Origin of the sequence: Streptomyces sp. A0592 (assembly GCF_004795115.1) — a bacterium.
GTDB classification, from domain to species: Bacteria; Actinomycetota; Actinomycetes; order Streptomycetales; family Streptomycetaceae; genus Streptomyces; species Streptomyces erythrochromogenes.
Genome location: NZ_SSBM01000002.1, coordinates 115,572 through 127,526, shown reverse-complemented (window position 1 = coordinate 127,526; position 11,955 = coordinate 115,572). Strand labels below are relative to the sequence as shown.

General features: G+C 72.3%; 11 protein-coding genes. 8 read left to right on the top strand and 3 right to left on the bottom strand.

Features of this window, described 5'->3' with window-relative positions; genetic code table 11:
• Positions 1-6: 6 nt before the first annotated feature.
• On the bottom strand, positions 7-1,770 hold the full coding sequence (locus E6U81_RS03705) for a S8 family serine peptidase (protein WP_136228911.1): 1,764 nt from the start codon (positions 1,768-1,770) through the stop codon (positions 7-9).
• Between the two features lie 456 nt (positions 1,771-2,226).
• Positions 2,227-2,988, bottom strand: a complete 762-nt coding sequence (locus E6U81_RS03700; protein WP_136228618.1) for a DUF1838 family protein — start codon at positions 2,986-2,988, stop codon at positions 2,227-2,229.
• 251 nt (positions 2,989-3,239) lie between these two features.
• On the opposite strand from E6U81_RS03700, the gene E6U81_RS03695 reads away from it, so the two are divergent.
• The 5 genes from E6U81_RS03695 (at position 3,240) to E6U81_RS03675 (ending at position 7,930) form a co-directional block, all read left to right on the top strand.
• Positions 3,240-4,136: a linear amide C-N hydrolase gene (locus tag E6U81_RS03695; RefSeq protein WP_136228617.1), complete on the top strand. Its 897-nt coding sequence runs from the start codon at positions 3,240-3,242 to the stop codon at positions 4,134-4,136.
• Positions 4,137-4,202: 66 nt separating this feature from the next.
• Positions 4,203-5,372 (top strand): ATP-binding protein, encoded by a 1,170-nt coding sequence (locus tag E6U81_RS03690; RefSeq protein WP_136228616.1) that lies wholly within the window; start codon positions 4,203-4,205, stop codon positions 5,370-5,372.
• Between the two features lie 117 nt (positions 5,373-5,489).
• A complete protein-coding gene (locus tag E6U81_RS03685) occupies positions 5,490-6,497 on the top strand; it encodes a DUF1996 domain-containing protein (protein WP_136228615.1) in 1,008 nt (335 codons plus the stop codon).
• A gap of 99 nt (positions 6,498-6,596) precedes the next feature.
• Positions 6,597-7,208 (top strand): sigma-70 family RNA polymerase sigma factor, encoded by a 612-nt coding sequence (locus E6U81_RS03680; protein ID WP_136228614.1) that lies wholly within the window; start codon positions 6,597-6,599, stop codon positions 7,206-7,208.
• Positions 7,205-7,930 (top strand): zf-HC2 domain-containing protein, encoded by a 726-nt coding sequence (locus tag E6U81_RS03675; RefSeq protein WP_136228613.1) that lies wholly within the window; start codon positions 7,205-7,207, stop codon positions 7,928-7,930. The genes E6U81_RS03680 and E6U81_RS03675 overlap by 4 nt, the downstream gene beginning before the upstream one ends.
• 419 nt (positions 7,931-8,349) lie before the next feature.
• Here the strand turns inward: E6U81_RS03675 and E6U81_RS03670 are convergent, their stop codons facing one another.
• Complete coding sequence (locus tag E6U81_RS03670) at positions 8,350-9,081, bottom strand: hypothetical protein (RefSeq protein ID WP_136228612.1); 732 nt, start codon at positions 9,079-9,081, stop codon at positions 8,350-8,352.
• A 200-nt stretch (positions 9,082-9,281) separates the two neighbouring features.
• On the opposite strand from E6U81_RS03670, the gene E6U81_RS03665 reads away from it, so the two are divergent.
• The 3 genes from E6U81_RS03665 to E6U81_RS03655 all read left to right on the top strand — a co-directional run bounded on the left by E6U81_RS03665 (position 9,282) and on the right by E6U81_RS03655 (position 11,953).
• Complete coding sequence (locus E6U81_RS03665; RefSeq protein ID WP_136228611.1) at positions 9,282-10,196, top strand: hypothetical protein; 915 nt, start codon at positions 9,282-9,284, stop codon at positions 10,194-10,196.
• On the top strand, positions 10,193-10,996 hold the full coding sequence (locus E6U81_RS03660) for an alpha-L-glutamate ligase (protein ID WP_136228610.1): 804 nt from the start codon (positions 10,193-10,195) through the stop codon (positions 10,994-10,996). The genes E6U81_RS03665 and E6U81_RS03660 overlap by 4 nt, the downstream gene beginning before the upstream one ends.
• Before the next feature lie 102 nt (positions 10,997-11,098).
• Positions 11,099-11,953: a DMT family transporter gene (locus E6U81_RS03655; protein ID WP_136228609.1), complete on the top strand. Its 855-nt coding sequence runs from the start codon at positions 11,099-11,101 to the stop codon at positions 11,951-11,953.
• Positions 11,954-11,955: the final 2 nt, after the last annotated feature.

Genomic DNA, 11,955 nt, shown 5'->3' with positions numbered 1-11,955 from the left:
GCCGTCTCAGAAGGTGAGATTCCAGGAGTCGATCTTGCCGGTGTCGCCGCCGGCGTTGTCGTTGACCCGGAGCTTCCAGGTGCCGTTCGCGACCTCGGAGGAGGCGTTGACGGTGTAGACCTGGTTGATGTTGTCGGTGCTGCTGCCCGTGCGGTTGTGGAGCGTGTAGACGCTGCCGTCCGGGGCGATCAGGTCGACCTTGAGGTCACCGATGTAGGTGTGGAGGATGTTCACGCCGACCTTGAGGGCGGCCGGGGCGTTGCCGGTCTTCCCCGTAACGGTGATCGGGCTCTCGACCGTGGTGTTGTCACCGATGGTGACGTCCGAGGTGTTCTCGAAGGCCGGGGCCGGCGGGGTCGAGGTCACGGCGGCGACGGTCGCGGCGGCGTCGGCGAGGCCGGCGCCGCAGCCACCGGTGCAGGTGCCGGCGAGCGGACGGGCGTTGTTCTTGATCGCCGTCTCGATCTGGGCCGGGGTCAGCGCGGAGTTCGCCGACTTCAGCAGCGCGGCGAGGCCCGCGACGTGCGGGGCGGCCATGCTGGTGCCCTGGTAGGGCTTGTAGATCTCGGCGCCCGGGGTGGTGGTGCCCGCGTTCAGGGTCGAGAGGATCGCGTTCTCGGGGGTGGTGACGGTGCCGGGCGTGTCCGTGGCGCGGCGGGTCTCACCGCCCGGGGCGGCGATGTCGATGATCGCGCCGTAGTTGGAGTAGTACGAGCGGTCCCCGGCGCGGTTGCTGGCGGCCACGTTGATCACGTTGTTGCAGCTGGCGGGCGAGTAGCCGGCCGCGTCGGCGTTGCTGTTGCCGGCGGCGACGACGACGGTCGTGCCGCGGGCGACGGCCGCGTTGATCGCGTTCTGGTAGCTGGTGCCGCAGGCGCCGGGGCCGCCGAGGCTCATGTTGATGACCTTGGCAGGGGTGGCGTTGGCCGGCACGCCGGCGACGGAGCCGCCGGAGGCCCAGGTGATGGCGTCGACGATGTCCGAGGTGGAACCGCCGCACTTGCCGAGGACGCGAACGTGCTGGACCTTCGCGCCGTAGGCGATGCCCGCGACGCCCTTGGAGTTGTTCGTGGCCGCGGCGATGGTGCCCGCGACGTGGGTGCCGTGCCAGGACGAGGTGCTGGCCTTGGAGCCGACGCCGCACTCGCCGTCGGTGGCGTTCCAGTCGCCCTCGTCGGCGGGGTTGCTGTCGCGGCCGCCGCCGTCACGGGCGTAGGAGGCGGTGCTGATGAAGTCGTAGCCGGCGACGGTGTTCGACGCGAGGTCCGAGTGGGCGACGTAGCCGGTGTCGATCACGGCGACGGTGACGCCGGAGCCGGTGGTCTTGTCCCAGGCGGCCGGGACGTTCATGCCCGCGGTGGACTCGAAGAGGTCCCACTGCTTGGCGTACTCGGTGTCGTTCGGGGTCACGGCCGTGGCGTAGGCACGGGTGTCGGGCTCGACGTAGGCGACGTCCGGGTCGGCACGGAACTGGGCCATCACGTCGGCGGCCTCGGCCGGCGCGACGGTCCCCCCGAGGTTGACCAGCGCGGCACCGGTGCCCAGGCGGCGGTCGAACTTCGCCTTCTTGCCGGCCTTCTTGCCCTTGGCGGTGGCGTCGTCGGCGGCGGCGCTGTTGGAGCTGGCCTCGGAGGCGGACGACTTGTAGCCGACGATCAGGTTCTCGACCGGCGCGGTGGGGGCGAGCGCGGCCGCGGGGGCCGCGGCGGGGGTCTCGGAGGCCACGGCCACGGAGGCGGTGGCGGCGCCGGCGAGCAGGGTGACGGACATGGCCACCACGGATATGAGCCTGCGTCTCGTTGCGTGCACGTGATCCCTTTCGAGGGCCGGTTCCGGGCAGGCCGGAGCGGCCGGTTCGGTGCAGTGGGGGAGGTTCCGGCGGCCGCGGGGCCGGGAGCGAGTTGGTCGGTCTCGCCCCGGCTGCCGCCGCACGCCACGTTGTCCCGGCCGCAACGGCGAGGCAGGGGCAACGGCGGTCCCGGCTCGCTTCCCCCGGTGGGAGGCCTACACGCCATGTGGGGTTGGAGTGTGTACCACCCGGCCTGGGGAAGATCGCCGGTGGGCAGACAGTAGGCAACGCGGTGATGAACTGGATACGGGGAAAACCCTTGTCCGCCCCCTGCGACTCCCCCCGGGGATCCCTCAGCAGGGGGTGTGATCAGGCCTTTTTCCGGTGCGCTCCGGCCATCGGCGGCCGAGGGCCGGCCCGGTGGGCGGGGGTGGTGCTCAGGACTGCTCCCGGTGCGGCGGGAAGAGCCTGCGGAAGTACGTCCAGCTCGTCTCGTTCGGTTCGCTCCATTTCTCCGGCGCGTGGGCGAACTCGGGATGGTGGTCGGCGATGTACGCGCGGGTGCGTTCGGGGACCTGCGTGTAGGCGTCGAGCTTGCGGCCCCGGCAGTGGAAGGTGAGGCCGCCGGGGCGGGCACCCTGTTCCATCCACGGCAGCCACGGGGACATGCGGGTCCAGGACATCGTCGCCGGGACGCTCGCCGCCTCGGTGGTCAGGGCGGTAGCGGGTGCGAAGAACTGGAAGAGTTCCAGCGCCCGGTAGGTGTCGTCGGCGGAGTGGTCCGGGTACTCCTCGACCGGCAGCGGCGAGGGGTAGGCGAGCGGAATCTCCAGGCTGAAGCAGATCTGGTCGCCCAGCTCGGTCACGGGGATCGGGAAGGGGCGCCACTTCTGGTTGGCCGGGTCGTTCCAGACGTGCACCACGGGCTTGTCCTGCCAGGTCTCCATGATCTCGCGGGTGACCGGGTCCAGGTAGAACGCGGCCTCCCGGGACAGCAGCTGGTAGCCGCCGCTCTCCTCGTCGGCCACGAGGCGCGCGACGTTGAGCCCTTCGAAGCCGAAGAGCCGCCGGTAGGGCTCGCCCGGTGCCCAGGAGTGGACGTCGCCGGTCCACCAGTAGGTGACCTCGCCGCCGTCGAGCCGGGCGCGGGTGCGGGCGAATGCGTGCAGGAGCTCGGCGGCTGTAGCGGCTGGTGTCATGCGCCCCACTGTGTCCGGTCGCCGTAGGGCCGGACAAGCGGCTCCACGGACAATCCCGGCCCCGCGGTGGCGGGCCGATGACGGCCGATCAGGTTCTTTCGGCCCCGTCCGGTGGCGGGCGCCCCGCGCGGGTGGGAGTCCTGCCGGGTCGGTGTCGGTGGCACGGGTGCTTGGCGGCCGTGCGGACCGCCAGAGGTGCGCACCGCGGCCACGGGCCGGCGGGTGCGGCTCGCTCGGAGAGGGATTCACCCATGTGCACACGCATCTTGTGGAACACCGGCGGCCATGCCGTTCTCGCCGGCCGGACGATGGACTGGCCCGAGTCGACGGAGCCGGTCCTGACCGTCTTCCCCCCCCCCCCCCCCCGGGGCGTCGAACGTGACGGCGGGAAACTGGGCGGCACCGACGTGGTCGGGGACAACCCGCTGTTGTGGACGAGTCGGTTCGGCAGCATCGTGACGACGGTGTACGGCGCGGGGACGGCCGACGGCCTGAACGAGGCCGGGCTCGCGGCACACATGCTGTACCTGGACAGCACCGACCTCGGCCCCCGCGACCCCGGCCGGCCGGGTCTCCAGATCGCCCTGTGGATCCAGTACCTGCTGGACGGCGCCGCAACGGTGGCCGAGGCGCTGGACCTGCTCGACACCTGCCGGATGGTGCCCGTGGGGATGCGGGGCTTCGCGGCCACGGTGCACGTGGCCCTGGAGGACGCGTCGGGGGACTCCGCGGTCGTCGAGCACCTCGGCGGCCGGCGGCAGGTGCACCACGACCGCAGCTACACCGTCATGACCAACGAACCGCCCTACGACGAACAGCTCCGCCTGCTGCGGGAACAGGTGCGCATCGTGCGGGAGCTCGGCCACGGGGAGCCGGTCAGCGAGGTCCCCGTGCCCGGGAACGTCAACGCGGTCGACCCCCCGAGCTGGTCGGCGACGTCTCGGCCGGGTTCACGCCCTCTTCCGGGCCGTTCTGAGGCATCTGCCGCATCCTGCGGAATCCGGCACCCGGGAGCCGCCCGGAAAGGGGGCGTACGCGGCCCCGTCGAGCCCGCGGCCGCGATTGCGCCGCGGTCCGCACCCCTGCGGCCGACCGCCGCCGGGCAGCCCCGCACCCGCCCGCCCAGAGCCCCACCAAACCAGTCCTGACCTGGAGTTTCCTATGGATTCACCTAACCTGGCGAGGTCTGTCGGACACCATCGGAGGGGGACCTCATGAATGCGGAATCGACCGGATACGACGCGGCACGGATCAGGGTGCTGGAGGGACGGGAAGCGATCCGGAAACGGCCCGGAATGTACGTCGGCTCGACCGGCGTCCGTGGCCTGCACCACATGCTCCTGGACGAGGTGGGCCGGGCGGTGAACGCGAGCCTGTCCGGCCGCGGCGGCCGTGTCGAGGTCACCCTCACGCCCGACGGAGGCGTGCGGGTGACCGACGACGGGCCCGGCACGCCGTTCGAGGACTGCCCGGACACCGGCCGCCCCGGTCTGGAGACGCAGCTGACCCGACCGTTCACGGGGGCGCGGGAGCACCACGACCGCAGCACCGTGTTGATGGCGCCCTGGGTCGGCGGGCCCGGCGTCACCAACGCCCTGTCGAGCCGGCTCACGGCCGAGGTGCGGCGCGAGGGGGTGCGCCGGGTCCAGGAGTTCGCTCGGGGCGTCGCGCTCGCCCCGCCCTGCGACGCGGGTCCGGCCACCGGAAGCGGCACGACCATCACCTTCCTGCCCGACGCCGAGATCTTCGACACCGTCGAGTACGCGTACGCCGTGCTCGCGGCCCGCCTCACGGAGCTGGCCTTCCTCAACCCCGGGCTGGACCTCGTACTGACCGACGAGCGGTCCCCGGACCGGCCGCAGCGGGCGCGCCTGCGGTTCCCTGGCGGTGTCCGGGAGTTCGTCACGTTCCTCGACGCCCTGGCGGGCGAGCACCTCGCCGCCGATGTCATCGCCTTCGAACGGGAGGATCCGCGGATGGCGGGGAGCATGGAGGTGGCCCTGTCCTGGTCCGGCACCCATGGGGAACGGGTCCGGGGATTCGCCAACAGCCTGGCCACCAGCAACGGCGGCACCCACGAGACGGGATTGCGGGAGGGCGTGGCGGCCGCCGTCGACGCGTACGCGCGCGAACGGGGACTGCTGACGGCCGCCGACCCCGAAGTCACCGCGGACCGCGTCGGAGCGGACCTCACGGCGGTCGTGTCGGTCAAGCTGGACCGCATCGAGCCCGCGGACTCCACCCGCCTGAAGCTGGGTAACGTCGCCGTGCGCCCCTGTGTCGCCGAAGCCGTCCGGGCGCACCTCGGCACGTGGCTGGAGGAGCACCCGCGGGAGGCCGAGGACGTCGTCGACCGTTTCCTGCGGGGCCCGGTCCGGGGCTGACGGGGCGGACCGCCACACGTCACCGGACGGCTCTGTCGGAACCCACGAACGCGGCGCGGCGGCACTCATGCGGTTGCCAGGTTGACGACGGGGTCGCCACCGGTAACCGTGACCGCCATGGGGAAAGAACGCCGACTGCTCACTCTCGTCATCTGCCTGGTCCTGGGGGGTGGGCTGGCCGCCGCGGTGCTGGGCGCCACCCGGGCCGCCGGTCCGCACGCGGGCGTGGCGGCCGGCGCCCCGGCACCGTCCGACTACGTGGACATACGCGATGTTCCACCTGCCCCTGCCGTCGCTCCGGCCATGCCCGCCGACCGGAGCGACGGCTCGCCGGGGTCGGTGGCGGTGGACTGCGGCCGCAACGAGCAGAGGCACTACAACGAGGACAACCTGGTGGTCTCGCCCGGCCTGCGGGCCGGCGCCCACCACACGCACTCCTACGTGGGCAACCTGTCCACGGACGCCATGTCGAGCGACGCCTCGCTGGCTTCCGCCGCCACGAGCTGCGCGGGCGGCGACCGGTCGACGTACTACTGGCCCGTCCTGCGCCGCCTGGACCGGCCGGGCACGAGCCCCCACGAGACGTCCGCCGGGCACGGGAACGCCGGGGCGATCGTGCCCGAGACGTCGGTGCAGGTCGAGTTCCGGGGCAATCCGGTGAGCAAGGTCGTGGCGATGCCGCCCTTCCTGCGCGCGATGACGGGCGACGCCGTCGCCCGTACCGCTGGCAGCGACGCCCACGTCCGGGCCCGCTGGGGCTGTTCCGGCTCGCCCGACCGCTCCACCACCCTCTACCCCCGCTGCCCCGACGGCGACCTCGTCACCCGCACCCTGATCTTCCCGAGCTGCTGGAACGGCCTCGACACCGCGAGCGCCGGGCACCGCTCGCACCTGCTGTTCCCCGGGGGCAACGGAGTCTGCCCGACCGACACCTTCCCCGTGCCCGAACTGCGCCTCTCCCTCGCCTACGAGGTCCCCGCGGGGGCGCCCGTGGCGATCGACTCCTTCCCCGAGCAGCGGCACAGTCCCAGGACGGACCACGCGATGTTCGTGAACGCGATGACCGAACCGCAGATGGCCGCGGTCGTCGACTGCCTCAACAGGGGCCGTTCCTGCCGGACTTGAGCATCCCGATCTCCGAGTGACGCAGGTCACATGAACCGTATCGGCTCCGCCGGCGTGTTCCGACCGCACCACGCAAGCGAGGAAGACGGAGAGGGTGAGATGGCCGGACCACTGTGGCCCCGCACTCGGCGGGGCTCGACCGATGAGGCACTGATCAAGTCGGTGTACGAGGAGCACGGCCACGCCCTGCTCGCGTACGCCACCCGGCTGACCGGGGACCGTGCCTCCGCCGAGGACGTCGTGCAGGAGACCCTCATACGTGCCTGGCGGCACTCCGAGGTCCTGGTCAACGGAAAGGGCTCCGTGCGCGGCTGGCTCCTCACCGTGGCCCGGAACATCATCACCGACCGCTACCGGGCCAGGGCCGCCCGGCCGCCGGAGGTCTCCGGCTCGTCGGCCGCTCCCCCGGTGGAGGCAGACCACGCCGATTCCGTGGTGGACAGCATGACGGTGCTGGGGGCACTCGACCGGCTGTCCCCGGAACACCGGGACGTGCTCAAGGAGTTGTACTACCGGCAGCTGAGCGTGGCGGAGGCCGCCGACACCCTCGGCATCCCGGCAGGAACGGTCAAGTCGCGATCGCACTACGCGCTCAAGGCCCTGCGGGACGTCTTCAGGGACGACGGCTTCCGGGAGAGCGGAACAAGAGACGGAACAAGATCGGGCAGGCCGCCCCAGCAGCCGTCCGGACTGCGTGAGGTGGTGGCATGAACCGGCAGCGGCACGAGGAGGAACTGCTCGGCCCGTACGTGCTCGGCGTCCTGGACGACGAGGAGGTCCGCCGGGTCGAGGGACACATGAGCGGATGTGTGCAGTGCCGGGAGGAGGTGGCCGCGTTGCGCGAGATGGAGGCGGCACTGGGCGAGGTGCCCGAGGAGGCGTTCCTCGACGGACCGCCGCAGGGCGGTGACCTGCTGCTCCAGCGCACCCTGCGGCAGATGCGGGGCGAGCGGGCCGGTGCGGCACGCCGTCGCGCGGGGCTCACGGGACTGGCGGTGGCGGCCTCTCTGGCCGCCGTGTTCTGGGCCGGTACGCAGCTGGGTGGAGGCGATCCGGACCCCATCGCGCTGCCCGTGCCCCCGTCGCCGACCGCTTCGGCGGACCCCTCTCCCCCGCCCAAGGGCACGACGCTGCACTCCGCGACCGATGCGGGCACGGGTGCCCGGATGACCGTACAGATGACGCCGGCCACCAAGTGGGTGCGGTTGCGGGCGGCGGTCACGGGAGTGCCGCCGGGCGAGCGCTGCCGGCTGATCGTGGTGTCCAAGGACGGCAAGCGCACCACCGCGGGCAGCTGGGTCGTGGGAAGCCAGGAGAACGGCGAGGCCAAGGGCGCCGGGCTGGACGGTTCGGCAGCCGTCGACCGGGCCGACGTCAAGGCCGTCCTGGTCGAGAACGAGGCCGGCAGGACCTTCGTGTCCGTCCCCGTGTGACCGCCTGACCGCATGACCGTCGGGCGGGCGTGACGGAGCCCGGGAGCATATCCAGCTCCCGGGCTCCTGTTTGCCACCCAATTGCGCACACCGGCACGTTTAAGAGTCGCGGATCATTCTGAGATCGACGTGTTCTGCCTTTGAACTACCGCGCCACGGAAGAGGCGCAGGAGGGACTTGAACCCCCATCCATCGATGGTCGTCCACGCTCGGTCGATCCGGTGTTCGGCGGCGAATACTGAGACTGGAGCGAGAATCTGAGATTCACGGGGCCGCCTCTACCGGCTTGGGCCACCCCGGCACGAAATGCCGGGGGAGGGATTCGAACCCCCAACTGACACCCCTGTTCAGCTTCAACATCAGTTTCAGCTTGCGCTCTCGCGCACCTCCCGCAGACATACGGGAGGGGTATGTGTGGGCTACCTGAACAGGTAGCCGAACACCGCGTCCCCGACCCTCTGGTCGGTGACCTCGGCGCTGTTGGCCTCCTCGCGGGCGAACTTGACGGCCTGCTGGAGCTTCTCGACGCGGTCGAGCAGCTCGTTGACCCGCCGGGCGGGCAGCGCGCCGGAGAACTTCACGGTCGTCCAGTACCCGACCGGCACGTCCTCGTAGTACACCTCGACCTGGGCCGGGTGCTTCTCGGTGGCCTCGGCCTTGACGTGGTTGCGCGGCACCTTCTTGGTACGGATCGTGCGCACCGCGTCCGTCTTCCAGGAGTCCGTGGACGGGTCCAGGTTCCAGGATTCGGAGGCGTCCAGCACCGGCAGCTTCCGCACGAAGGTGTGCAGGTCCGTGAGCTGCTTCTCCAGGAAGAGCAGGTACGGGACGGGCACCTGGGCCAGCAGGACGTTGCCGTCGACGACCACGTCCGCGGCCGCACTGCGGTTCGCCCAGTCCTTGGTGGCCGTCACGTCGAAGAGCCGCGTGAGCGTCCCCGCCGTCGCGCGCAGCACGTCCTCCGCCTTGACCTGCACCCGGGTGGACTCGGGCGGCAGCTGCTCGCCCTCCTCGTCCTTGGGCTGGTACGTCCGCGAGATGCCGGCCAGCAGGGCGGGCTTCTGCACGTCGTGGTGAGCCTGGGTGAGCTCCTGGAGGGACTTGGACTTGACGCCCTTTTCGACTGCGATGATCTGATTCAGCTTCGGCACGTGATCAACCTAGCAGCCGCTTGTCCGATCATTCACCCGGATTTCCGGCAGCTGCGCCCGGCCCGGGAGCCGGTGCGCCAGGGCCGGGCGGGCCGGAAGCCCACAGGTGGACCGATCATCACATTGCGGTCCATGACATCCTGTGACGTCACAACTCGCCGGGCGGATTCGGCGGACGTCCGGGAATTTGGGGAAGGTCGATGAGGCTCTGCTTCCTGGTGGAGGAGCACTACCGCCACGACGGGATGCCGAACGAGGTGATCGGACAGCTGACCGCGTGGGGGCACCGCGTGGACGTCGTGCGGCCCGGCGGCTCGCTGTTGCGCATGACCGAGGCCGTGGACACGGGCGCCCACGACGCCTGGGTGCTCAAGACGGTCTCGGGCGGCCCGGGACTGACCCTCCTCGAGGCCGCCGCCGCGGCCGGGCTGACCACCGTCAACGACGCCCGGTCGATCCGCGGCGTACGCGACAAGGCGCTGGCCGCCGCCATCGGCCGCGGCCGCGGCCTCCCGCTGCCGCCCACGTACGCCGTCGCCCGCCCCGAGTTGCTCGGGGAGATACCCGCGGCCGAGTACCCGCTCGTCGTCAAGCCCTCCGACGGCAGCTCCGGGCGGGCCGTGCACCTGGTGTCCTCGCCCGAGCGGCTGCAGGCCCTGCTGCCCGCGCTGGCGGGCGAGGGCATGCTCATCGCCCAGCCGTACGTGCCCAATTCGGGTACGGACATCAAGGTGTACGCGGTCGGTGGCGAGCTGTTCGCGACCGAGCGCTGCTCCCCGCTGCACCCCGACCCCTCGGTGCGCGAACGCCGGGTGCCGCTGTCGGCGGAAGTGGCGGCGATCGCCGCCCAGGTGGGGACGGTCTACGGCCTCGACCTGTACGGGGTGGACGTGCTGCTGGGACCCGATGGGCCGGTGGTCGTCGACGTCAACGACTTCCCGAGCTTCCGGCAGGTGCCGGACGCGGCGGCACGGGTGGCGCGCGCGGTACTGGACCTGGCGCGGGCCGGCGGCGCGGCGCCGGCGGCGCCCGTGACGCTGCCGTACACGCTGCCCCTGTCGATCCCGGCCCAGGCCGCGGCGCAGATCCCCGCCGCGGCGGGTGACGCCGTATGAGGATCGGCCTGATCACCCCGGAACCCGGGCACCCGCTGCTGGCGGACACCACCGCGCTGCTCACTGCGGAGCACGAGGTGGTGGCGCTCGATCCGGTCGCTCTCGGGGACGGGGCGCCCCTGCCCCTGGCCGATGTGTACCTGCTGAAGTCCCGGACGCCGCACGCGCTGGAACTCGCGCGGGACCTGGAGCGCCGGGGAGCGCCGGTGGTCAACACCGCGGCGGCCACGGCGCTGTGCCAGGACCGCACGCAGATGGCCGCGCTCGCGCTGCGGGCCGGTCTGCCGTTCGCCGCGACCCGTACCGTCGGTGTCCTGGGGGCCTGGGCGCGGGAGGCACGGCCGTCCGCTCCCGTGGTGGTCAAGAGCCGGCTCAGCCGGCGCGGCGACCTCGTCGCCCGCGCCGACGGCTCCGCGCGGCTGCGGGAGTTGGCACGGGAGTGGCCGCAGGAGCCGGTCGTGGTGCAGGAGTACGCGCCCAACAACGGCTGGGACCACAAACTGTGGGCCATCGGCGACCAGGTCTTCTCGGCCCTGCGCCGGTCAGAGCTCTCCCCCGGCGGACGCGGCCCCACCCACCCGCTGGCCCCGGACGAACTGCCCGCCGGCTGGGCCGATCTGGTGCGCCGCGTCGGATCGGCGTTCGCGCTGGACGTCTACGGGGTGGACATCATCGACACCGGCGGCGGGACACCGCTGATCGTGGACGTCAACGCCTTCCCCGGCATCCGCGGCCAGTCCGGGGCCCCGGAGGCCCTCGCGGCACTGGCCCTGCGCCGGGCGGCGGCCGACCGCACCTGACGCGGCGCTCCGGCAGGTCCGGACGGGGGAATGCGGCCTCCGCGACGCCCGCGGCCCGGTGTCGTGGCACGGACGGGCGGCGGACGCGGTGAGGATCGGGGCATGGGCGTCGTCCTGCCGGTCCTCTTCGCGCTGTTCGCGGCCTTAAGCAACGCGCTGGCCACCGTGCTCCAGCGCCGGGCGGCACTGACCGTGCCGCAGAGCAAGGGCTTCCGCTTCGGCCTGGTCCTGGACCTGCTGCGCCGGCCCGTGTGGGTGGCGGGCATCCTGGCCGTGATCGCGGCCGGGGCCGGCCAGGCCGCGGCGCTGGCCACGGGTGCGCTGGCCCTCGTACAGCCGCTGTTCGTGCTGGAGCTGCCGCTCGCCCTGCTGATCGCCTCGCTGCTGACCCGGCAGCGGCTGCCGGGGGCGCTGTGGCTGGCCGTGGCGGGGGTGGTGGCGGGGCTCGGGGTCGCGCTGGTGGCCGCCTCGCCTGCGGGCAACCGCACCGACGTGCCGACCGAGCGGTGGGTGGTGGCGCTGCCGGCCTGCGCGGTGATCGTCGCCCTCCTCGCCGTCGCCGGCCTGCGACGGCCGCCCGGCCGCTCGCGGGCCGGCTGCCTCGGCGCGGCCACCGCCGTCTGCTACGCGCTCACGGCCGCCCTGATGAAGTCCTCCGTGCACGTCCTCGACGAGCACGGCATCGGCGCGTTCTTCACCTCCTGGGAGACGTACGCCTTCGGCGCGAGCGGCATCTGCGCCCTGCTGCTGCTCGAACACGCCATGCAGGGCGGGCCGCTGGTGGCCTCGCAGCCCGCCCTGACCCTCGGCGACGCGAGCATCAGCATCGCGCTGGGGGTGGTCCTGTACGAGGAACACCTGCGCTCGGGCTGGTGGCTGCTCCCCCAGCTGCTGGGCGTGGCCCTGGTCTGCGCGGGGGTGTTCGCCCTGTCCCGGGCGAGCGAGGGCGCGCCGTGACG